The organism is Pontibacter silvestris, from assembly GCF_020907275.1.
Taxonomy (GTDB): domain Bacteria; phylum Bacteroidota; class Bacteroidia; order Cytophagales; family Hymenobacteraceae; genus Pontibacter; species Pontibacter silvestris.
This window is the reverse complement of record NZ_JAJJWI010000001.1, coordinates 139,260-162,631: the sequence shown is the minus strand read 5'-3', so window position 1 is coordinate 162,631 and position 23,372 is coordinate 139,260. Positions and strand designations below refer to the sequence as shown.

General features: G+C 41.3%; 16 protein-coding genes and 1 tRNA gene. 11 read left to right on the top strand and 6 right to left on the bottom strand.

Annotation, left to right across the window (positions count from 1 at the left end; translation table 11 throughout):
• Positions 1-298 precede the first annotated feature (298 nt).
• The 3 genes from LN995_RS00660 to LN995_RS00650 all read left to right on the top strand — a co-directional run bounded on the left by LN995_RS00660 (position 299) and on the right by LN995_RS00650 (position 4,119).
• Positions 299-1,492, top strand: a complete 1,194-nt coding sequence (locus LN995_RS00660; RefSeq protein WP_229957781.1) for an aspartate aminotransferase family protein — start codon at positions 299-301, stop codon at positions 1,490-1,492.
• Between the two features lie 195 nt (positions 1,493-1,687).
• Entirely contained in the window at positions 1,688-3,445 is a 1,758-nt protein-coding gene (locus LN995_RS00655; RefSeq protein WP_229957393.1) for an SLC13 family permease, read from the top strand.
• 44 nt (positions 3,446-3,489) lie between these two features.
• Complete coding sequence (locus tag LN995_RS00650) at positions 3,490-4,119, top strand: hypothetical protein (RefSeq protein WP_229957392.1); 630 nt, start codon at positions 3,490-3,492, stop codon at positions 4,117-4,119.
• A 377-nt stretch (positions 4,120-4,496) separates the two neighbouring features.
• On the opposite strand, the gene LN995_RS00645 is transcribed toward LN995_RS00650, so the two are convergent.
• Positions 4,497-4,925 carry a TerB family tellurite resistance protein gene (locus LN995_RS00645; RefSeq protein WP_229957391.1) on the bottom strand — a complete coding sequence of 143 codons (429 nt, stop codon included), beginning with the start codon at positions 4,923-4,925 and terminating at the stop codon, positions 4,497-4,499.
• 339 nt (positions 4,926-5,264) lie between these two features.
• Here LN995_RS00645 and pfkA point away from each other — a divergent pair, with 339 nt between their 5' ends.
• Positions 5,265-6,236 (top strand): 6-phosphofructokinase, encoded by a 972-nt coding sequence (pfkA, locus tag LN995_RS00640; protein ID WP_229957390.1) that lies wholly within the window; start codon positions 5,265-5,267, stop codon positions 6,234-6,236.
• Between the two features lie 96 nt (positions 6,237-6,332).
• Here the strand turns inward: pfkA and miaA are convergent, their stop codons facing one another.
• Positions 6,333-7,250: a tRNA (adenosine(37)-N6)-dimethylallyltransferase MiaA gene (gene miaA, locus LN995_RS00635; RefSeq protein WP_229957389.1), complete on the bottom strand. Its 918-nt coding sequence runs from the start codon at positions 7,248-7,250 to the stop codon at positions 6,333-6,335.
• 258 nt (positions 7,251-7,508) lie between these two features.
• Here miaA and LN995_RS00630 point away from each other — a divergent pair, with 258 nt between their 5' ends.
• From LN995_RS00630 to LN995_RS00610, 5 genes are read left to right on the top strand one after another with little or no spacing between them, the layout of a single operon-like run.
• The gene (locus LN995_RS00630) at positions 7,509-12,746 is read left to right on the top strand and encodes a PAS domain S-box protein (RefSeq protein WP_229957388.1); all 5,238 of its coding nucleotides are present in this window, start codon (positions 7,509-7,511) and stop codon (positions 12,744-12,746) included.
• Positions 12,747-12,751: 5 nt separating this feature from the next.
• Complete coding sequence (locus tag LN995_RS00625; RefSeq protein ID WP_229957387.1) at positions 12,752-13,129, top strand: response regulator; 378 nt, start codon at positions 12,752-12,754, stop codon at positions 13,127-13,129.
• A 9-nt stretch (positions 13,130-13,138) separates the two neighbouring features.
• Positions 13,139-13,408 carry a hypothetical protein gene (locus LN995_RS00620; RefSeq protein ID WP_229957386.1) on the top strand — a complete coding sequence of 90 codons (270 nt, stop codon included), beginning with the start codon at positions 13,139-13,141 and terminating at the stop codon, positions 13,406-13,408.
• A gap of 1 nt (position 13,409) precedes the next feature.
• On the top strand, positions 13,410-14,171 hold the full coding sequence (locus tag LN995_RS00615; protein ID WP_229957385.1) for an MBL fold metallo-hydrolase: 762 nt from the start codon (positions 13,410-13,412) through the stop codon (positions 14,169-14,171).
• A complete protein-coding gene (locus tag LN995_RS00610; RefSeq protein ID WP_229957384.1) occupies positions 14,172-15,743 on the top strand; it encodes an NFACT RNA binding domain-containing protein in 1,572 nt (523 codons plus the stop codon). It begins immediately after the preceding gene.
• Between the two features lie 177 nt (positions 15,744-15,920).
• Here LN995_RS00610 and LN995_RS00605 read toward each other — a convergent pair whose 3' ends face one another.
• The 3 genes from LN995_RS00605 to LN995_RS00595 form a co-directional block, all read right to left on the bottom strand.
• Positions 15,921-17,273, bottom strand: coding sequence for a carbohydrate-binding domain-containing protein (locus LN995_RS00605; protein ID WP_229957383.1), 1,353 nt, complete (start codon positions 17,271-17,273; stop codon positions 15,921-15,923).
• Between the two features lie 514 nt (positions 17,274-17,787).
• Positions 17,788-17,869, bottom strand: a tRNA-Leu gene (locus LN995_RS00600).
• Between the two features lie 91 nt (positions 17,870-17,960).
• The gene (locus LN995_RS00595) at positions 17,961-20,219 is read right to left on the bottom strand and encodes a TonB-dependent receptor (RefSeq protein WP_229957382.1); all 2,259 of its coding nucleotides are present in this window, start codon (positions 20,217-20,219) and stop codon (positions 17,961-17,963) included.
• A 351-nt stretch (positions 20,220-20,570) separates the two neighbouring features.
• On the opposite strand from LN995_RS00595, the gene LN995_RS00590 reads away from it, so the two are divergent.
• Together LN995_RS00590 and LN995_RS00585 are read left to right on the top strand one after the other, a co-directional pair.
• Positions 20,571-21,329, top strand: coding sequence for an ABC transporter ATP-binding protein (locus LN995_RS00590; protein ID WP_229957381.1), 759 nt, complete (start codon positions 20,571-20,573; stop codon positions 21,327-21,329).
• A 94-nt stretch (positions 21,330-21,423) separates the two neighbouring features.
• Positions 21,424-22,785 (top strand): hypothetical protein, encoded by a 1,362-nt coding sequence (locus LN995_RS00585; protein WP_229957380.1) that lies wholly within the window; start codon positions 21,424-21,426, stop codon positions 22,783-22,785.
• Positions 22,786-22,865: 80 nt separating this feature from the next.
• Here LN995_RS00585 and LN995_RS00580 read toward each other — a convergent pair whose 3' ends face one another.
• On the bottom strand, positions 22,866-23,282 hold the full coding sequence (locus LN995_RS00580) for a DUF1684 domain-containing protein (protein WP_229957379.1): 417 nt from the start codon (positions 23,280-23,282) through the stop codon (positions 22,866-22,868).
• Positions 23,283-23,372: the final 90 nt, after the last annotated feature.

Here is a 23,372-nt window from a genome sequence, read left to right as displayed (position 1 = left end):
TAGAGACCTGCGTAATTTACAGAAAAGGCTTATTAAACTATAACTTCTACAAGTAATTCTCAAAACTAAACTTAAACGAAGCTACAGCATAACACCTTTTTATTAGCTTTTTTCACAATAGAAACATTGCGTAGTACGCAGAAAGAGGATATTAAGTAAGCAGTTTAATGAGAAAAAGATGTTAAAAGTGCTTTCTCAGCAACTCCTGTTTTGAATGAGATCAAAAATTAAAGTTGATACTTCTGTTATGTTACGCACTTCACATCTTTCCTACATAATTACCTACCTTTGCACTATGATTTCGATGAGACAATTATTTCTGCAGCACCAGGCGCAGACATCAGACTTTCCGCTGATGATAGAGATAGAAAAGGCAGAGGGGGTATACATGTACGGCAGTGAAGGCCAGCGTTACTTGGACCTGATTTCTGGTATAGGTGTGAGCAATGTTGGGCACCGCCACCCGAAAGTGTTGCAGGCTATACATAACCAACTGGACAAGTACATGCACCTAATGGTGTATGGCGAGTTTGTACAAGGGCCACAGGCACAGCTTTCACATGCACTTGTACAGACCTTACCTGCCAGACTTGATAACGTATACATTCTAAACTCTGGAGCAGAAGCTATAGAAGGCGCTCTGAAACTAGCAAAACGGTATACCGGTCGTACAGAACTTATCTCCTGCTACAATGCATACCATGGCTCTACACAGGGTGCTTTGTCGATAAACGGAAGTGAAAGCTTCAAAAACGCTTTCCGTCCGCTTTTACCAGACACGCGCCTTATACGCCACAACGTTTACGAAGACCTGGAGCACATTACCACGCGCACTGCCGCTGTTATCATGGAAACAATACAGGGCGAGGCTGGTTTACGTGTTCCAGATAAAGCTTACTTGCAACAGTTACGCAAGCGTTGTACCGACGTAGGAGCCTTATTAATTCTGGATGAGATACAGAGCGGCTTTGGACGCACTGGCACTTTCTGGGCATTTGAACAATTTGGGATAGAGCCTGATATACTTACCTGTGCCAAAGGCATGGGTGGCGGTATGCCTATCGGAGCTTTTATAGCTCCCCAGGAAATAATGGCAGCCTTCAAAACAAACCCCATCCTGGGCCATTGCTCTACATTTGGAGGACACCCGGTTTCATGTGCTGCCTCGTTTGCGACCTTACAAGTTATACAGCAAGAGAACCTACTCAATGGGGTAAAGGCAAAGGCAGAATTATTTAAGCAACTACTGGTACACCCACGTATAAAGGAGGTAAGAAACTGTGGTTTAATGATGGCTGCAGAATTTGAGTCTTTTGAAGTTTTAAAGGCTGTGATTGATCGCGCTATTTTGAATGGCGTGCTAACAGACTGGTTTCTCTTCTGCGACAACTCTATGCGCATCGCCCCGCCACTTACTATCACAGAAGAACAAATTAGAGAAGCATGCTCAGTTATTCTTCAGTCAATTAATGAAGCTACAAAGGCTCAGTAAGCAATAAAACAGGTGATTGGGTTCACTCGCAAATTTTAAAACGAGCTGATCTTAAAATTAAGTTTAAGGTCAGCTCGTTTTCTATAAACACACCTCATCAATAAAACTTTTTTCATCTAATTGTACATCAAGGATAACAGCCATACGTAAAAGCCGAAATTATACTAACTTATAGTATTAAATCCCATAACTTCCATGGAAATAGCCCTTGTGCTTATATTGCTGTTAGCAGCCGTAGTGCTTTTTGCTACAGAAAAATTATCTGTAGAGATTGTCACGCTGGTTATGCTGATCATCCTTGCCAGTTTCCGTATCATCACTCCTGAAGAAGCTTTTGCAGGATTCAGCAGCGATTTCATCATCATAATTGCCTCCATATTTATACTCAGCGCAGCACTGGAAGAAACAGGTATATTAGACTTTGCTGTAGTACGGCTAGTGCGGCTGGCCCGGAAAAGTACGAGCCTGATGCTGTTTACCATGATGATGATAACAGGTCTGATATCAGCTTTCATGAACAACACTACCGTTACAGCCATGTTTGTAACGCCACTTATAGGTCTTTCAAAAAGAATAAATACAAGCCCGTCTAAATTACTGATGCCTCTGGCTTATGCGGCTATACTTGGTGGCACCTGTACATTAATTGGCACCTCTACAAATGTGGCTGTAAGCGGGTATATAGCTAAAGCAGGTTTAGAGCCTGTTGGTCTGTTTGAAATATCTGGTGTTGGGTTCATTATTTTTTTAGTAGGCTTGGCTTACATGTTAACTATCGGGCAGCGCCTGCTGCCAAGCCACGATGACCAGCAACTGGCAGAAGAGTATAAATTGCAAAAATACCTTACAGAAATTGTCGTAATGCCGGACTCACCGTTAGTCGGGCAATTGGTTTTTGCCTCAGACCTCACTTCTCTAAATTTCCGGATGCTTAATATCATCAGGCAGGAAGAGAATTTCCTGCCTGATTTTCGTACCCGAATTGCGGCCAATGACATTTTACTGGTGGAGGGCGATCTGGATAATCTTATAAGAGTAAAGGAAACAAAAGGCATAGAAATTATGGCCGATGTGCTGGTGTCAGAGGACTTGGAGAGTGAAGATATCCGGCTGGCAGAACTAATGGTTACCCGCCGCTCAAACCTGATTAACAAAACGGTTAAAGAGGTTGAGTTCTCGCGCAGGTTCGGCCTTGTTGTTATTGCCATTTCCCGCTACGGAGAAACCCTTCGCAGTAAAATTGGCAGCATCGCTCTTAAAATGGGAGATGTACTGTTGGTGCAAGGTGCAGCTTCCAGGTTAGACCAGTTGCGAAGCTCCAGCAATATAGCTGTGCTTGATAAGTTTGAACCCGTACTCTATAAAAAAAGGAGAGGCATTACTGTGATAGCATGCTTTGCTGTGGCTATTCTGGCTGGCACTTTAGAGCTGTTACCGCTATCTATTGCGTTTCTGATGGCTGCTATTGCCAGTATATTGTTTCGTTGCATCAGTTCTACCAAAGCCTATGCTGCTATAGACTGGCGCCTGCTTATCTTAATTGGAGGTATGACTGCGTTTGGTACAGCAATGGAAAACTCAGGTGCTGCTGATTTTCTGGCAGAGGGAATCGTAAGTCTGTTGGGTCCATTAGGTAAGCTGGCAGTGCTTGCCGGATTTGTAGTGCTGACAGTTTTACTTACCCAGCCTATGTCTAACGCTGCCGCCGCACTGGTCATTGTTCCGGTGGCGCTCCGCACCGCAGCAGAGATGCAGTCAGACCCAAGGTCTTTTGCTATCGCGATTATGCTGGCCGCATCAGTATCGCTTATTACGCCTTTTGAGCCAGCCTGCATTTTGGTATACAGCCCCGGTAAATACCGCTTCAGGGATTTTATAAAGATAGGCTCACCGCTCACGCTTCTGTTAGTTATAGTGATACTCTTTCTGGTGCCGGTATTTTGGCCTTTGTAACAGCTTGCCTGTAACATCAGTATCCATATAATAAACCTTTGAAGATGAAAGCATCAATTAACATACTTTTCGCCTCCCTGTTATTAACTTTTTCCTGTTCTCCTAAAAATGAAGAAGTCCAGGACGAACAGGTAGAGGTTGGGCCACCGGCTCAGGCATTAGACTCTATAGTAGACACCAGAAAAGATGGTGTCAGAACTGATGAGAACGACACAAGCCCAACATTACCCCTACCCCAACCCGTACTTCAGCTTTTGTCAGAGGAGTACCCTAACTACAGGGAGCCAACTTTAACCAAAGAAGTTAAACAACATGCCGACAATCATGAACAAGGGCCTACCCTGGTACGTGGAGACTTCAACAGCGACAATAACCAGGATTATGCACTACAGCTACAGCAGGATAATAATATGGTAGTAGCAGCAGCTGTAAGTGACTCAGACAGTTCCTGGACGCTTCATGAACTAAAACGGGATATTCTTTTCAATGAAAGAGGCACCTTAAAAACACTTTATTACATTTATTTAGTTGATGAAGGAACACAGTTACAAAGTGAAGAAACAAGCGGCGAGATTGAATCACCACGCGATGCCGTTGCAATTGGTATAGAAAACAACACTACTACGTATTTATACGAGAACGGCCAGTTTGCAACTTATAATGTTGAAGACTAAGAAAGCCAAAAGCTGTTAAAGGGAAACCTGTATTTATTGTAAGTAAAACAGACCTGTTACTATAAATACTCCACCTAAAACAGCAATAACAAACATACTTTTTACGCAGCGCTTGCAAAATATTTTATCAACACCAGACAGGTGATAACGGTTTAGATAAAGGTAAATACCAAAAAATAACAGGGCTGCAGTAAAACTGAGGAACCAGAAAATACTAAACCGTAAAATAAATTCGATGGGCAGGCCTCTATTCATACTGCGTAGTAGAAATTTATTACGCAGTATGAATAGAAATGCTATGCCTATTAGAGAACAGGCATAAACAGTATATAAAACTTTGTTAGTTAAAATGCTGCTTCTCATTATTACCGTTTTCTCTAGCAGTCCAGGAAGTCTTCAGCATCTTGTTTTATAAGCTCACGCGCTAGCCCATCTTTCACTCCGATAGAAATCTTCCGCACCAGCACGCCTACAACAGTCTCTTTAAACCCAAGTTTAGAAGCCATGTTGATGCAGAACTCCATCTCACTTTCATCTACAATGCCATCAGCAAGCATCATTTCCACCAGATCATAAATCTGGTCAAAGCGCTCTGAGTCATTAGTAGGTAAGTGAGGCATGCTCTTGCTGGTATTGGAAATCAGATTACGAACCTCATCCGCTTTCATGCCGTGTTTTTTACCAATAGAGATAATATAGTTCATCTCAGTAGGATCTACGTGGCCATCTATCTTGGCCAAAGCGCCAAGGTTAGTAATGTGACTTCTTAATTTTTTTGTTTCTTCACTTTCAAAAAAACTAAACATACGTTGCCTCTGTTATTTAAATGTTATTAATTAGCTGTTTCTTGTTTGTTGCTTTTAGCAAAGGGATGCGTTGTTCTCATAACTTTATCCAGGGTGACACTATCGGCTGCACTTATAAGACACCCTCAGGCATTAATTTTTAATACGGTTCTTTGTATTTATGGGGCATGCTTTTATTTATTTTTTTGATTTGCCGTTAAAAACATGTACCGACCTATGATATTATGGTAACGACTTGTCCTATAAATAAAATATTCTAAACTTTGCACTGCTTAATCGCTTAACAAAACAACGATCGCAGAGCTTCAAAATTCTAATTAAGAAAAAAATTATACAACCATGAAAAAAATTGGCGTATTTACTTCAGGCGGCGACGCTCCCGGCATGAATGCATGTATCAGGGCGGTTGTACGTACTGCTGTTTATAATGGACTGGAAGTATACGGCATAAAGCGTGGCTACAATGGTATGATCAAAGGAGAGATTACCAAAATGGAGTCATCATCAGTTAGCAATATCATTCAGAAAGGCGGCACCATACTAAAGTCTGCTCGAAGCACAGAATTCAGAACTAAGGAAGGACGTCAGAAGGCTTATGAGCAACTGCAGAAGCATGGTATTGAAGGGCTAGTGGCCATAGGCGGCGATGGTACGTTTACAGGTGCCAACATCTTTTACGAGGAGTTCGGCATACCTACGGTAGGTGCCCCAGGCACCATCGACAACGATCTTTATGGCACAGACTATACCATTGGGTACGATACTGCCGTGAATACTGCTATAGATGCCATTGACAAAATCCGTGATACAGCAGACAGCCATGAGCGTGTGTTCTTTATTGAAGTAATGGGACGCGACTCAGGTTATATTGCTATTCCTTGTGCCATTGGTGGTGGTGCAGAAATCGTGATGATCCCGGAGGCAATTACATCCATAGAAGCTGTAGTGAATGCTTTACGAGCCGGTTACGACCGTTCTAAAACTTCTTTTATTGTTATTATAGCTGAAGGCGAAGTACCGGGAAATGCTAATGTGGTGGCTGCCAAGGTACAGGAAGCTCTTCCTAATATGGATGCCCGTGTTACTACGCTGGGCCACGTTCAGAGAGGCGGCTCCCCTAGTGGCGCTGACCGTATGCTGGCAAGCCAGTTAGGTATAGCTTGTGTGGAAGGTTTGCTGGCAGGTCGCAAATGCGAAATGGCCGGTATCATTAACTCTGAACTGGTTTACACTCCGTTTATTGACACTATCACTAAAGATAAACTAATAAGCCCACGATTACTGCAGATGGTTGAAGTACTTTCTGTGTAAGCTTTTTAAATGTTAACAGAATGATAGAATACTGAATTTGATTACAATGTTTCATTTGAACTGTAGTTAATTATTCAGATATTCTTTCATTCACAGTTAACTTACCTTCTCATCAATATACCTTACAATCTCCTGCCACTGGTCTGGATGGAACCAGGTGTAGTCGGGGTATTTATGAAACCAGGTTAACTGACGTTTTGCATAGCGGCGGCTGTTTCTCTTTAACAAACGCACTGCTTCCGGCCAGCCATATTTTCCTTCCAGAAAATCGAAAATCTCTTTGTACCCCACCGTCTGCAATGCATTGTGGCTTCTATAAGGATATAGTGCTGTAGCCTCTTGCAGTAGCCCCTGCTCCAGCATAATATCTATTCTGCTGTCGATGCGGCTGTACAGTTCTGAGCGCTCCCTGTTTAGCCCAATTTTGATAATGTTAAAAGACCGTTCCTGCTTTTCACTTCTCCGGAACGATGAATAAGGCTGTCCGCTACTCAGGCATACTTCTAAAGCACGTATTACGCGCTGTGAGTTAGCTTTGTCTACCTGTTGATAATACACAGGATCCAGCTCTTTTAACTGCTCCAGTAAAGGCTGAAGCCCCTGTTTTTCCAGTACATCACTGAGCTGCTCCCGTATCATTAAGCTTGTTTCAGGCATTTCATCCATACCATCTGTAACAGCTCTTATGTACAAGCCTGACCCACCCGTAAGCACAACCACGTCCTTCTCCTGAAAAAGCCTCTGTAACAACGCCAGCACATCCTGCTCAAAAGCTCCTGCATTATATTCTTCCGCAATACTATGAGAATCTACAAAATGATGCACCACCCCCATCTGTTCCTCAAAATCGGGCTTTGCAGTACCGATGGTCATTTCCTGAAAAAACTGCCTCGAATCTGCAGAGATAATTTCGGTGTTATAATGCTTTGCCAGTCGTACACACAGGGCTGTTTTACCAACAGCCGTAGGCCCTGCAACTACAATCAGATGTTTGTCATTTTTACCCTCTGCCATGATATAGTCTATACACTCTACTCTTCATAAACAAATAACAATTGACTCCTTTCGCGCTCACACTCTATACTTTAGCATTATTTCTGATAAAAGCTTAGCATAAGCTGCACCAACCACATCATAATATTGTTTATCAGGTTTTAGAAAGTAGTCAATGATGTATTTTTTTGCTAATTTATCGCTTAAATGCCGTTTGTTTGCATAGGATTGAGTTGCAACAGTCTTAATCCTGATTAAATACTTAAGTTTATAAACATAATGCCAAATACTACAAACTGGCAACCAACTGAGCAACTAAAACTGCAGGCTGAATTATTACTTAACCTGTTGGCTCAACTGGCCCAACCAACTCAAGGTTTACTTATAGCCTTGCCAGACGGGCGAGTGCTGGCTGCTGATGCTCAAACCCTAAATATTGAGCCTTCCGGTATAAATTTTACTTCCATTAACCATCTTCAGGAGCTACTAAATGTCTCTAAAGAAACATTTGAACAACAGATGGCTGATCTGCAAGCTCAAAAGAAAATTAGCGGTTACCTGAAAACAGATAAAAACTCCTCATTCAATTACCTACAATACATTTTTAAACTGGTTCAATATCAGAATGAAACCTTTATATGCGTAGAGGTTTCAGAGGCAGGCCAGGCATCTACATTTTCACCTTTAGATAGTGAAAACTACTATAGTGTGTTCGAAAACAATTCCGAGCCACTATTTATACTTAACAGCAACGGCAATTTTATTGACGCGAATCATGCAGCCCTGTCCCTTGTAAATAAGGAAAAGGATCAGCTGATGGGCCAGTCTATATTCCAGGGATTTAACCTTAACCTGTTTGAGCGTGTTGCGCTAAAAGGCCAGTTGCAACAAGTACTTGCTGGCGAACCCCGTAAGTTTGAGTGGTGGTTGCAAGAGAAAAACCAGGAGCTGCTTCCGATAGAAGTAGCCCTGCAAAAAGGAAACTTCAAAGGACAGGAAGTAATATTAGGTGCTGTAAAAAATCTTCTTAAAGTTGCCGGTACTGAACAGGAAATACGCTTCCGTAATCACCAGTTAGAATTTGTTAACCAACTCATAACAAAGCTATCCTCTTATGACAGCCAAGAGAATGTATTAAAATACACATTAGAACAGCTCCTGGAAAAGAGCAACATGACCGATGGCTGCGTTTATACTTACCAAAGTTCAGAGAGTAAGGCTTCTCTTTTATGTACTGTTGTAAGCACCAACAATTCAGCTCTTCCAGCAGAAATAAGTATTGATTCTGAATTAGTAGCTACACTTCTTGCACCTGATAAACGCAAATCGCTGAATAAACTGCGTCTGGCTCTACAAGAGCAAATACAGGAGAAAATCATAGTCGTTCCAGTCGCAACTGACCAGGAGCTTCTAGCCCTTATCCTGTTCTGGCCAGGCGATGAAACAAGTGCAACAAAATCATTTCTTTCCTTACTTGCTTTTGTTGGCAGTACCATCGGAAATTATATTGTACGCCATCAGTTACAACAACAACTTACCCTTACCGAAAACAGGTATAAGTTTCTTTTTGAAGCTTCTTATGATGCCATTCTGCTATTTTATAACGGTGTAGTTGTCGAGTGCAATAGCAAAGCTACCAATTTCTTTGGCTGTACACGTGAGGAGCTGATTGGACACTCTCCTACACAATTTTCGCCGGAGTTTCAGCCAGATGGAATGAAGTCTTCCGAAAAGACAGCCCTTATTATGGAAGAAGTATTAGCCACAGGCAAGCCTGCCTTGTTTGAGTGGCTGAACGTACGAAAAGATGGTAGTACCTTCTTCTCTGAAATAAATGCCAACAGACTTATTATTGACGGCAAGTATTATATACAGGTCTTCAAGCGAGATATCACACAGCAGAAATTAGCTGAGGCGGCAAAGAAAAGGGATGAAATATCTCGTGAGTCTATGGCTCAGTTCCGTAGCTTTTTAGAGAAAGTAAACCTTATTTATTACAGCTTAGATACAAAAGGAAACTTAGCCTTTGCCAATGATTATTTTCTGAAATACATTGAATACTCCAGAGAAGAAGTTATCGGGAAAAGCTTTTATGATGTATTGGTATCTGACACAGACAGAGAACAACGCCGGAAAGATTTCTTCAATATTCTTGAAACCAAGCATTTAAGTAACTACTACGAACGCGATATATTAACAAAATCCGGTAAACTGAAAACTATCCGCTGGAACAGCATGCTGGAGTTTGGGCCGGATGGAGAAGTGAGAGGACTTACCGTTGTCGGTAAAGACATGACCGACAAACGTATTGCGATGGAGGCTTTGAAAGACAATAAAATTCGTCTTCAGGACCTTTTTGATAATGCGCACGACCTGATTCAGAACATCTCTGCTGACAATAAATTTATATTTGTAAATAAAGCCTGGAAAGACAGGCTTGGCTATAGCGACCACGATATAGAGTCGTTAACGCTAAACGAGATAGTACACCCTTACTACAAAGCTAAGCTGATTTACCAGTTGCGTAATTTGTATAAAGGTGAGAATGTAAATAAAATAGAAACCGTTTTCCTTACAAAAGCCGGAAAACCAGTTCACCTTATAGGGAGTATTACCTGTAGCTGGCAAGATGGCCGCCCGGTTGCTACACGTGCCATTCTGCACGATATTACAGACCGCATTAAGGCAGAACGGCTGCAGAAAGTTTATTATAGTATAGCTAACCTGGCTATCAGCAGTAAGGACTTAAACTCCCTTTATAGCGCCATTCACCGTGAGCTCAGTAAGATTATTGAGACACGCAACATCTACATTGCACTTTGCGACCAGGAACATAAGTTTCTGAATTTTGTCTATCTGGTAGACCAGTTTGTAGATAAAGCTGATAAAGTACAGAAACGACGGCCATTCTCTTCTGGGCTCTCTGAATACATAATAGAAACAGGGAAACCGCTTTACATACAAAAACAAGAACTGCTGGAGCTGGCAGAACAGGAAAACCTGAATCTTTTCGGTACTATACCTGAAGTGTTGCTTTGCTCTCCATTAGCCATCGGCGATCGAATTATCGGTGTTATAGCACTTCAGGATTATCAGAACCCTGAAGCTTATGTAAACACAGATATTGAGATATTACACTTTATTTCAAACCAGGTAGCTCTTGCCATTGAACGTAAGCGAAACGAAGAGCAGATAAATAACCAAAACGCCAGGCTCAAAGCAATTTTCGAGAGTGGTACACACCACATGTGGTCACTGAACCGCAATTTTGAACTGACCTCTTTCAACAGAAACTTTGCCAATGATTTTGAAGCAAGAACAGGAGAGGAATTAGAGTTATACACTCCTCTTAACCATAAGGACATCATACCGCTACATGAAAATTCTTATGAGTTCTGGAAAGGTTATTACGAAAAAGCATTCGAAGGCGTACCACAACATTTTGAAGTGTCCCTGCAATACCAGAAAGGCTGGAGAGAAGTGTACTTAAACCCTATCTTTCTGGAAGATGGTTCTTTTGATGAAATTTCAGGTATAGCACTTGACATTACGGATAAAAAGGAATCTCAACTTGCTTTGGTACATAGTGAGGAAAAGTTCCGTCACATATTCGAATCATTCCAGGATGTTTATTATCGTATTTCAATTGATGGTACTTTAGAGCTTGTCAGCCCGTCCGTTCATCACCTGCTTGGCTACCGTGAAGAAGAAGTAATTGGCAAACCTACAGCTAACTTATATGTTAATCCAAAAGACCTGGAGGGGATAAAAGAGAGTGTCCTGACTAAAAAAATTATGAGGGACGTAGAAGTTGAAGTGCTTTGCAAAGACCAGACTCCTAAAACTGTTATACTGGACTCCCGCCTTATTACAGATGAAAATGGTACACCAACTGGCATGGAGGGAGTAATCCGTGATGTGTCTGAGCTAAAGCGAACACAGGTTGCCTTACTTAAAGCGAAAGAGGAAGCTGAAAACCTACTTAAGGTTAAAACGCAGTTCCTGGCAAACATGAGCCACGAACTGCGCACGCCTATGAATGGCATTATTGGCATGATTGATCTTCTGAATCAGGTAAACACTGATCCGGAGCAGAGTGAGTATATTGAGACATTACGTAAATCTTCAGATGCCTTGTTAGCTATTCTGAATGATATCTTGGACTTATCTAAAATACAGGCAGGCAAGCTGGTACTGCATGAAAACAGTGTTGATGTTCATGAAACACTTGAAAAAATACACTCACTGTTCATAAACAGAGCGCAACAGAAAGACCTGCAGTTTACCTACCAGATCTCTCCAGATACACCCCAATACATCTATACAGATGAGACAAGGTTGCTCCAGATACTTTCTAACCTGACTTCTAATGCCATTAAGTTTACTAATAGTGGAGCAGTTGGTATAAGTGTAAGCAGTGTTAAAATAGATAATGATTATTACCAGTTACATATCAGAGTTAATGACTCAGGCATAGGTATTAGCCCTGAAGACCAGGAACTGTTGTTCACTGACTTTACTCAACTGGATAATTCATCTACCAAAACCTTTGGAGGAACAGGCTTGGGCTTAGCTATATCCAAGCAACTGTCAAATTTACTAGGCGGCGACATTGGTGTAGAATCGGCACCAGAGACAGGCAGTACTTTCTGGTTTGATATAGTAGCCCGAAAAGCCACACCTGATGAAATAGAAAGTCAGATTCAGCATCAACAACAGTCCAGAGAAGAAGTAGAGGCATTGGAAAGCCACCCTACCATTTTGTTGGTTGATGATAACCAGATAAACCAGAAAGTAGCACAGAAACTACTGGAGCGCTTAGGCTGTATAACAGATGTTGCATCTAATGGGTATGAAGCCATAGAAAAAGCCTGTACAAAGGACTATAACATTATATTCATGGATATCCAGATGCCAGAGATGGATGGTGTAACAGCAACAGGGCACATTAAAGAAAGATTAGGAACAAACTGCCCTCCTATTATTGCCATGACAGCATATTCTATGAAAGACGATGCCAGTAAATTCATGAATCAGGGTATGGATGACTATGTTTCTAAGCCTGTCAGAAGCACCGACCTCCATTCTATGATTAGCAAATGGGAAAACAAGAGTTGGAGTAAGCAAAGCACCGAAGAAGTTGTAGCAGAAGAAACTCAGCCAAAGGATAATTTGCAACCCATTATAGATGAGAATGTTCTGGAACAGCTTAAGATGATTGGCGGCGAAGAATTTACAAAGCAACTGTACATGGAATTTGAGGAGGAAGCTGCAGGGCTACTCCAGGAGGCCAAAAAAGATCTTGAGGCACAACATTACAAGAGTATTTTGAGTACATTGCATCAATTAAAGGGGACTGGATTTACTTTAGGCATTAATCAATTAGCTGAACTTGCCAAGCAGCTGGAACACGATATCAAGCAAGACCAGTTAGAGAATGTTAAGGAAAAATTCTCTTTGTTACTGGAACAATACGAAAACTACCGGAATTCATACAAGGATATAATAACTAGTTAAAAAACATGGCTGATAGCAAAACCATTCTAATTGCAGAAGATAGTTCTGTAATCCTGAACCTGACCAAGAAGATCCTTGAGCTTCAAAACTACAAGATTCTTACTGCCAAAAATGGTGGTGAGGTAATTAAGCAAGTAGAAAGCGGCAAGATCGATACCATTCTGATGGACCTTAACATTCCTGTTAAGAACGGGATGGACTGCACACGTGAAATTCGTGCACATGAAAATAAAGACATTGCGAATATTCCGATAATAGCTGTTACAGGCAATGCCAACAACTATTCCATGGAAGACTTTAAAGAAGCAGGTATCAACGCTTATTTACCTAAACCACTGGATTTCGATTTACTGGTAAAAACTGTAAAACAGTACACAGCTTAATAGTACTACATGGAGCTAAAGTATACGCGGCCATTTTTAAACAAATTAGAGGATATTTTTGCAGAGTCGGATTTTGTGCTGCGCTACGAAAAAGGCAACTTTAAAGCAGGCTATTGTGTGCTGAAGGACATGAAAGTGGCTGTTGTAAATAAATACTATAGCCTGGAGGGCAAAATAAACTGCCTGTATGACATCCTTCGCACTATTGCAGTAGATGAAAGTTGCCTGAGCGAAAAAAACCGACAGCTCTACCTCGAAATCTGTAAACAAGAAAATTAGCTTGAAAATCACATTCCTAGGAACGGGAACTTCGCAAGGCGTACCATTAATCGGGTGCACCTGCGAAGTTTGCAGTTCAGTAGATTACCGTGATAATCGCTTGCGAGTATCAGTGCATCTGCAGGTCAATGGGAAAAGTATTATTATTGATTCTGGGCCTGACTTCCGGCAACAGGTACTGCGAGAACGTATAAAAAAACTCGATGCCTTAGTCTATACGCACGAGCATAAAGATCATATTGCCGGTCTGGACGATATCCGTCCCTTCAACTTTATGCAAAACACAGACATGCCACTCTATGGAGAGGAGCGTGTACTTGAACGGATTAAGCAGGAGTTTCCTTACATTTTTGCGGAATACAAATACCCAGGCATTCCCAAAGTAGAGCTTTATCCTGTTATCAATGAACCGTTTGAAGTAGCAGGTGTGGAGTTTATACCTATTCGGGTAATGCATTATAAATTACCGGTATTTGGCTACCGCATAGGAGACTTCACTTACATTACTGACGTAAGCTTTATTGCCGAAGAGGAAAAAGATAAAGTAAGAGGCTCTAAGGTGATTGTACTGGACGCACTTCGCCACGAACCACATATTTCTCATTTTTCTTTACAGGAAGCTATTGCCCTGCTAACAGAGCTAAAGCCTGAGAGAGCGTATCTTACCCACATTAGTCATTTACTGGGTTTACATCGGGAGGTAGAACAAAACTTGCCTGATTTTATTCGCCTGGCTTATGATGGCCTACAGATAGAAGTATAAGTGCATCAGAACTACTACTTTTTAAGGCAACTCACACAGGCACTGCAACCGAAACTAACCGGTATGCATGTGGCAACGTGTTTTAGCCAAAACAAGGATGAGCTAATCATTGGCTTTGCCAAAGAGAAAGAAGAGCTATATATACGGGCGATGCTTACCTCCCATTTCGCAGCCCTTTCTTTCCCGAATGAGTTCAGACGTGCTCGCGCAAATAGTGTGGAACTGTTCGAGCCAACGATAGGGCAAACAGTTGAAGGTATTGTACAGCACGAAAACGAACGCAGTTTTTACTTAATGTTAAGCAACAACATGTTGCTGCTATTTAAGCTGTTTGGTAATCGCTCCAATATTATTTTGTATGAGGATAATGCATCTGTAACGCTGTTCCATAAGAAGTTCGAAAGTGACCTGGAGCTAAACCCATTGCAAATGCACCGTAGCCTGCCTCAGAACTATGAAGCATTTGCGGCAGCTGGTGGCAACTTAAAAAAGATATATCCTACTTTTGGAGATATTCCTGCTTTGTATCTGGAAGAGAAAGGATACAAGCAACAGCCTGTGGAGGAAAAGTGGGAAATGGTTCAGGAAGTGCTGGATTTACTGCTGGCACCAGAGAGCTATTACATTATCAGGCTGGAAGGGAAACTAAGATTATCGCTGCTTCCGCTTGGTGAAGTGTTGCAGCAGATTGCTTCGCCTATAGAGGCTCTCAATACATATACCCGTACATACCTTTCTGAAACAGGTTTTGAGCGCCAGTATGAACAGGCAAAGCAACAATTAAGTAAAAAGTTACATGCTTCGCAATCTGTTTTGGAACAGTCCGAAGCAAAACTGAAAGAGCTTCGCCATGATAGATCCTACTCCCAAACGGCAGACATTATAATGGCCAACCTGACTAACATTCCGCCACGCGCCACACAAGTAGAACTATACGATTTTTACACCGACCAGAACCGCACGTTTAAACTAAAACAAGACGAAACCCCACAAAAGCAGGCAGAACGTTACTATCGAAAAGCAAAAAACCAACATGTAGAGGTCAAACAACTGGAGGAGAAAATAGAACGGAAGCTGGAGGAAGTGATTATTTTTGAAGATGCCTTAACTACTTTATCAGAGGCAAAAGATTATAAAGCCCTCAAAAACTTCCTCCACGATTATGCTCATTTGCTTACAACGAAGCAAAAGGCACAGCAGGAAATTCCTTTCCGTTTGTTTGAGACGGAGGGCTTTAAAATACTAGTCGGTAAGAGTGCCAAGAATAATGACCTGCTAACTCAGCGCCACACTTATAAGGACGACCTCTGGCTACATGCCAAAGATGTCTCCGGCTCTCACGTGGTTATTAAATACCAGGCTGGAAAAACCATACCTGTAACTGTGCTTGAAAAGGCGGCTCAGCTGGCAGCTTACTATAGCAAGCGAAAAAGCGACTCTTTATGTCCTGTGTTGTATACTCCTAAAAAATATGTCCGAAAGCCTAAAGGCTCAGCACCTGGTGCTGTGGCAGTAGATCGGGAAAAGGTCCTTCTGGTAAAGCCTGAAAACCCCTTTGAACGAAAAGTCTAATATAATCCAAGACTTTTACAATTTAGCTTATTTGCTGTTTTTTCCGGAAGTTTAAATTAGGCACTTCTAACGTTATAAGCGCCGACGCTCTTACTTTAAGCTACTAATATCATAACTGATATAAAAAACGGTCTGTGTACCACAGACCTTTAAGAAGAAAACAAAAGCAATAAAAGGTTAATTAGCTTTTAAAGTAGTAACGGAACCGGATACAGTAAAACCGGAGCTTAATGTACCTGCTGTATAAGTACCACCTTCATACAAACCATCGGAAGCAGTGCCAGAAGAACTGCCGCCAAGGTAAACAGAGTAGGAAGTACCTTGCACCAGGGAAGCAGAAGAGAAAATCAGAGACTGATAATCTTTGGCTGGACTAAAGGTTAATACATCATTTCCATTGCTATCCTGCACATGAATCAGCTGTTTAGCCTGCTTAGTTGAACTAAAGGTTGCCTTTACTGAATTTTGAGTAGACGATTGGCTTGGTGCCTGTGCCATGCCAGAGCTACCCACAGCTACTAACAGACCACCGGATATGTTGAAAGTTTTGTCATAATCGATAGCAGCATTGCCATTTCCAGTAGGCCCATTTACAACTACCACTCCACCTGTCATTTCAATATAACCATTTGAATCTATTCCATCTCCTTGGGAATTAATGTAAAGGTAGCCACCATTCATATAGAAGTGATTAGTAGACACATCATCTCCTGAAGAAGCATTTAGTCCGTCATCAGTTGATGTCAATTGAATACGCGTACCGTCATTGATAGTAATATCAGCGCTTTCCACCCCTTCCTCCGACTGTGTGATTAGAATGTCGCCACCATTAAAGATCAACGATTCTTCGCCATGAATACCATCATTTCCTGTAGCAAGAGTAAAGGTGCCCCCATCCACAATAATGTTTTTATTGCTTTTTATGGTTGATTCTGCTGCGGTAATATTATACTCTCCTTCCTTGATGATCAGGCCTCCTTCACTAACTATACCTCCATCTGCGTTTCCTGTAACAGTAAGAGATCCTGCACCAAACACAGACAGCTTTGCTGCACTATAAAGAGCTCCATCCAGCGTGTTTGCACTTCCATCCGTAAGTGAGTTTTCTGTTTCTGGAGTTAAATACAGAACAACCTTATCAGCACTTTTAACATAAAGTGGTACACTCGTACTGGCTATATTAACTCCATCCAACATAACCTTTACTTTATCAGATGTAGCGGCATCTACAATTATCTGTCCGTTTGACAGGCTACCGCTTACGTTATAGGTACCGGCTGCTGTAATTGTTGCCACAGCACCTTCTGTTGTTACACCGCTGCCTGTAACAGAAACAGATCTTCCATTCAGGACAATGTAAGTTATTTCACTGTCTAATATATAATCGTCTGAAGCTTCCTCGTTCGTTTCAGGAGACAGTTCAGTAGAATTTTCCGGCTCAGGGTCAGTTTCTGTGTCTGAATTATCGCAGGAAGTAAATAGGAACAGCACAAAAGCCAATGACATCAGGTAAACCTTTATTCTCATCATAATAGTTGCATTTTTTGCTTAACTAACGCCAAAAAGCACCCTTTTAATTTCAGAAGAGTCGAATGTATCGGTATATAACCAGATTGTACCGACCAATGAAGGGTCGTATTAATTTTTATCACCTTACTATTACCGCTTTCCCCTTATGACAGAGGTTAAGAGTAACAGTACACGAGACCTACTTCTTCTTCACAAGAGAATATATAGATTGATCAACATGAATGCTACTGTTATCAGTAAACAAAGAAGGCGTTCTGCGTGTGATTTAAATAGTGCTCCATATGTTGTGCTGTGTTAAGTTTGCTGAAAGCATTGTGCAACTTACAGTAAACATGTTCGACATAAGTTAGTATTGGTCCTTTAAAGGAAAGAGCGTTCTTATTTCAGGTCAACTAAGTATAGATTAACAGTTGAAATGAGTAGGTAAGATTGGCTAAAGGAATTGTAATTGGTTGCTTACTACGTAGCTAAACAAAAAAAGCACCTAAGATATTTAAGCAGAAAAAGAAAGGAGTGCGCACGGGGAGATTCGAACTCCCACACCCGAAGGCACCACCCCCTCAAGATGGCGTGTCTACCGATTTCACCACGTGCGCAAGGAATTGTGGCTGCAAAAGTAGCTAGCGGTTATTTAATTTGCAACTAAATCCTCCTCCACCAGCACAATTTCCCCTGTTAATTAACCATTCACTTGTCCAGTATGTAGCGTATTCCCATATATGTTCTTCTACCCTGCAGTGGTGCGTAATTATATTCCGTATCAAACGTGTAGTTATTGGGGTTATTAACTGCTATTTGCTTATCAAAAGGGTCAAAAGAGCGCATTAGCGGATAATCAGGCATAAAGTTAAAAATGTTCTTAAGCCCACCATACACTTCTAAACCACCGGCAAAAGCCTTAGTAAGTTGTATGTTTTGCAAAGTAAACCACGGAGACTTCTCCGGTCTGAAGTCCTTTTCCTGTACAGGTAAATACATAGGTCCTTTCACACTGCCAGTATAATCCAGGCTTAGTCCTGCATTTCTAAATGTATATGATAAGGCAAAATTGCCTGAAAAGGATGGCGCATGCAGTTGAGGTACCCGTTCCTCCTCCCCTTTCCTGTTCTTCTGTACCTGGTATACATCTATAAGTGTAACACCGGCGTTAAGGCGTAGCGGAAATGTAAAGGCAACTTCTGCATCCAGTGCTACTCCTTTTGAAACAGCGTGACCATGCAGGTTATCGTAGATAATCTTGTTGTTGTCTGTCAGGAAATCACCCACAATCCTATTTGTGAAGTAGGTATAGAAAGCTGTTCCCAGCAAATTAATATAGCCACCGTTCAAGTTCATGTACTTGTTATAGTTCAAACTTATGTTGTAAGACCGCTCTGGCTTCAGTTTATTTTTTATAACTACCTCACGTGCTCCGGTTAAAGCTGCATGATCTTCCGTGAACAAATTGACCACTCTATAGCCATTACCTAAGCTCAAGCGAAGAATATCAGCTTCACCTGGCGACCACTTCAGGTTTAACCGGGGCGTAAATATGCTACCATGCTCCGAATTATAATCATAGCGCAAGCCCGTGAGCAAAGTAAACACTGGTGAAAACTTTAACTCATCTTCCAGAAAGGCACCTGGTAAGGAAATATGTGAGGCTTGGTTCTTAAGTTCCTGCTCATCAGGTGACTGAGTAGCAGGAGTGTTATCATCATAATAAGTATAACGATAGGAGGTACCAACTAATAAGTTATGGCGCTGGCTTAAAGGCTTATCCCAAATGAGTTGCCCAACAAGTACACGCTGTTGCGCCTTGTAAAGCTGCTCGCCATAAGCCGAGTTCTGCTTATGATCGTTGTAAGAGTATCGTAGCATGACTTTTTCTAGCAGAGGCAACTGGTAAGCTCCTATAAGTTCATAACGACGTGTGTAGACGGATTCACCATAGATATCGTCTCCTCCTCTGTAGGCTGGCGTCCATTGCAGTTCACCTCCAAATCTGTCTTCGTAATAATAGCGTGCCGCCACTGTTGCCAAACGATTATGCTGGCGGTTAAAGCTCCACTTGTTAAACACCGATACCCGATGCTGCTGCGGAATATCCGTGAAGTTATCTTTGTTTACATCGCGCCAGTCCTGAAACCGGTAATAGTTTGTACTTAATATAGTGGATGCATCTTTATAGCGCCTACTCCAGCCAATATCAGCATTTAATTCTTTATGTGATGTATAAAACACATCTGCTGAAACAGCGGGTGACTTTGCAGATGCTTTGGTAATAACGTTAATGAGCCCAGCCATTGCTTCTGAGCCATAAAGAGTAGAAGCAGGACCTTTCACAACCTCTATGCGTTCAATTAAACTGTTGGGTATGCCACTCAAACCATATACTGTAGACAAAGCACTTACAATAGGCATTCCATCAATCAGCACCATTGTATAAGCTCCTTCCATGCCATTGATATGTATATCGCCAGTTCCACATACGTTACAGCTAACCTGCGGCTGTACGCCATTTACCATTTCAAGTGCCTCAAAAATGGCCGGAGTAGGATTCCTCTGAAAGTATTTGGGTGTGTATATTTCTACGGGCACCGGCGACTCCAACTGATAGGTCTCGCGCATAGTACCAGTTACCACTACTTCATTCAATCTGGAAGCACTTTGCCGTAGCACCACGTATACCGTTGTAGTCTCGCCAGCTTTAACCTTGATCTTTTGGCCTTTACTGCTGAACCCAATGGCTGAAATGTTTAACATATAAGAGCCTGCAGGTATATTATTGATATTAAAAGTACCTTCTTCTGTAGTAGTAGCTCCTGCATTTATTCCTGCAATACCTACACTTGCATACGCTACGGGACCTGTTTCTCCTGTTATCTGACCACTTATACTACCAATTTGTGCCTGAGCTATAACTGGCATCAATATAAATACCACAATGTTGTACAGTTCTTTCATACATACTTCGATTAATCTAAACAAGATACGCAACAAATAAAATATTAATAACAATAAAAATCAAAATTAATTTTAGATTAATCTAAATATTAGAAAATAAACAGCTAAATGACTATTAAATAACCTTTATGATTAAATACTTTATAAAGTAAGCGACTAACAGAAACCTTATATGGGATAGGAAATGTTGTGATAGCCAAAGCACAGGAGGAATAGCACCGTCCTAAGGTGTTGCAATTACTGACTCACCATTTAAACATTAATTCTAGGACTATAAAAGGTTTATCTTTAAATTTAAACACGTACAGGAAACATTAACATGCGCTAAGCTTACTATCAATCGGAGAACAAATGGGCATCGAAATAAAAGGAATAACAAAAGCATTTGGCAAGAAGCAAGTGTTGCAGGAAATAGACCTAATCATTGAAAAAGGTCAATGTTATTGTCTGTTAGGCAAAAACGGTGTAGGTAAAAGTACGTTTCTTAACTGTATCCTGGATCTCATAAAACCTGATAATGGTACTGTCACACTGTTCAATAAAGATTATACAAACAATAACCTGGACGTAAAGCAAAATATGGGGGCTCTGTGTGAAGATAACCCTCTGATTGAGGAGTTTACAGGCTTAGAGTATTTAAATTTCGTAGCTAAGTTATACCAGCTTCCTTTAGCTGAAGCTGAGGAACGTATTAAGAGTCTTACGAGCTACTTTTTTAATGATAAAGAGTCGCTGCACAAAAATATTGCGGGCTATTCTACCGGCATGAAAAAGAAAATAGGTATTGCCGCTGCTATTTTACATAAACCTGCTGTGCTTGTACTCGATGAACCTTTTACAGGCCTCGACCCTATTGCGGCTCAATTGCTGGTACAATTGATACGGAGCTATCGTAACACGAACCGTGTTATCCTGATTTCGTCACATGACCTGAACTATGTTGAAAGAATAGCCACACACATAGGTGTACTGAATGATGGACAACTAATGTACAATGGTTCCATTCAGGAATTTACCATGAATGGCAAGAACCTTATAGATCAGGCACTCTTCCAACTGCTGCTCCCACAGCATAATACCGAAACCAACATCGACTGGATGCTTAACTAGCCCAACTTAAGAATTACCCTGAAAGGCTGTACTATTATAAGTTGCAATTTATAGCGGTGACCTCTAAATTTTGGAAAATGTACAGGAATTACCTATGGATTTAATTATATTCTCGTGCAAAACACGCCTTGCCAGCTATTTTCGGCAGAAAAGGCTACAGCGTATATTGCTCTTTATGCTTGGCATTGTTGCTTCCGGCTTTTATAGCTGGATATTTTCTTTCATGCTGCAAAATACCCAGGAAAGTGAAATTAACCTTACCTCAGAGAAAGTGATTGGCTATGCGAATCTTGCACTATTGGCTATTACGGTTTTACGGGGCTTTTTTCCTGCCTATATTGCCCGAGTAGAAATTATTCAGCGCATTTACCCTATAAAGCCTCTGAAAAAGTTTTGGGTAGAAATGGTGGTAGAGCTTGCATCGCCATTTTACTTTATTTTGCTCAACTTCCTGTTCCTGCTTTTTTTAATGGCACCGTCCTACTCATTCCTGCACTTGATGCAAAGCGTACTGGTTCTGCTAACAGCACATGTTATAAAAAGATCGCTGCAAATATTTGTAGAACGAAAAATGCGCTGGAGCCATAAGCATTTTATCGCATCGGCTGTATTTACAGGGGCCTTTATAGCTTTACAAGTACGTACTCCGATGTATGAACCTGCTGCTTCCTGGTTTTTTCTCATTGCACACACAGTTGCTTTTGGGTTCTTCATAGCTGCTAACTTTTTCTTAGAACAGGCAGCCGCTGAACCACGGCGTAAAGTTGTAAACTATAGCCACAATGGGAGACGCAGCCTGAGCTGGAGGCTTTTCAAAAACCATAAACCAGCAAGACAGCTAATTATTTTTGGTTTGGCCTTTAAGGTCCTGATGTTAGCTGCGGATGCCGGAGCCTTCGCAGCAAAAGGGCACCATTTGTACGACCAAAATAAGGTAATCTGGATGTTCATGGGGCCGCTCGTGCTGTATACTTATGTATTTAATAATGTGTGGGGCTTTTACAAGAACTTGTGGCTTACAACAGAGCGTACAACAGGCAATTATAAAGATTTTCTTAAAGCTATCCTGCTGCCTTTAGCAATTCCATTGTTAGTTGATGCTATCGTATCTATTTTATATGCGGCATTCTTTAACCATGAGAATATGTTGTTTATTTTATTAATGTATGTTACCTCTGTACTGGTACTAACACCTGTGGGCATCGTTGCTTCATTTGTAAGCCCTAAAGTTGTAAAAGGTAGTTTAATGAGCTTCGGCTCCAAAACATCCTATCTCTACACTTTCATATCGATGACACTGTTTGCGATGCTGTTTTTACCTATGTTACACCCTCTTCTGTACCTTATTTACCCTTTACTGATTGCGGGAGCTCTCTTTGCTTTGGTTGCAGTGCTTAAAGAGTACCCGAAGTATAAGTATAAGCTCTTTGAAACATTATATAAAGCTGAAGATTAAATTTCAAATTTACAGATAAACAAAAGCTCTGGCTCAAGAGCCAGGGCTTTTGTTTATAAGCGACAGGATCAAAACCCTTATTAGTTCTTAAACTCTGAATGCTTTTCTTCAACTACTTTTTCACCAGCTGTTATAGTTAAAGGCAGCATATTGTCTTTAGGAGGTAAAGGGCAGGTAGCAAAAGCCGTGAAAGCACATAGTGGATTGATCTCTTTATTAAAGTCCAAAACAGTTTTTCCATCCCACCCCGGCTTATCTACATACAGAAAACGACCTGCACCATACGTCTCAGTTCCATTTGTCTTATCAGCAAAAATCACAAATAGCTGATTCCCGCCATCTGTTGCCTCCAAGTGATACTCCTGCCCCTTAAAACTGAACACTAAAGTACCTTTAGAGGCTTCTGTCTTCGTTTGTCCTAATACATCTGTTAACTGAACTGTACGAGGCAAAGCGGGTTCATCTAACCGTGCAGGTATGCTCCACTCAGCAGACACAGGGAAACGGTCAATGTAACTAAAGTTCTTTAAAGCTTTATGCCATACTTATCACCCCGTTTTATAACCATTTAGTTTAAGCTATTATGC

Excerpts from the sequence above, each read along its gene's own strand:
- LN995_RS00655 (WP_229957393.1), top strand. The coding sequence starts at position 1,688 with ATGGAAATAGCCCTTGTGCTTATATTGCTGTTAGCAGCCGTAGTGCTT.
- LN995_RS00650 (WP_229957392.1), top strand. The coding sequence starts at position 3,490 with ATGAAAGCATCAATTAACATACTTTTCGCCTCCCTGTTATTAACTTTT.
- LN995_RS00645 (WP_229957391.1), bottom strand. The coding sequence starts at position 4,925 with ATGTTTAGTTTTTTTGAAAGTGAAGAAACAAAAAAATTAAGAAGTCAC.
- pfkA (WP_229957390.1), top strand. The coding sequence starts at position 5,265 with ATGAAAAAAATTGGCGTATTTACTTCAGGCGGCGACGCTCCCGGCATG.
- miaA (WP_229957389.1), bottom strand. The coding sequence starts at position 7,250 with ATGGCAGAGGGTAAAAATGACAAACATCTGATTGTAGTTGCAGGGCCT.
- LN995_RS00630 (WP_229957388.1), top strand. The coding sequence starts at position 7,509 with ATGCCAAATACTACAAACTGGCAACCAACTGAGCAACTAAAACTGCAG.
- LN995_RS00625 (WP_229957387.1), top strand. The coding sequence starts at position 12,752 with ATGGCTGATAGCAAAACCATTCTAATTGCAGAAGATAGTTCTGTAATC.
- LN995_RS00620 (WP_229957386.1), top strand. The coding sequence starts at position 13,139 with ATGGAGCTAAAGTATACGCGGCCATTTTTAAACAAATTAGAGGATATT.
- LN995_RS00605 (WP_229957383.1), bottom strand. The coding sequence starts at position 17,273 with ATGATGAGAATAAAGGTTTACCTGATGTCATTGGCTTTTGTGCTGTTC.
- LN995_RS00595 (WP_229957382.1), bottom strand. The coding sequence starts at position 20,219 with ATGAAAGAACTGTACAACATTGTGGTATTTATATTGATGCCAGTTATA.
- LN995_RS00590 (WP_229957381.1), top strand. The coding sequence starts at position 20,571 with ATGGGCATCGAAATAAAAGGAATAACAAAAGCATTTGGCAAGAAGCAA.
- LN995_RS00585 (WP_229957380.1), top strand. The coding sequence starts at position 21,424 with ATGGATTTAATTATATTCTCGTGCAAAACACGCCTTGCCAGCTATTTT.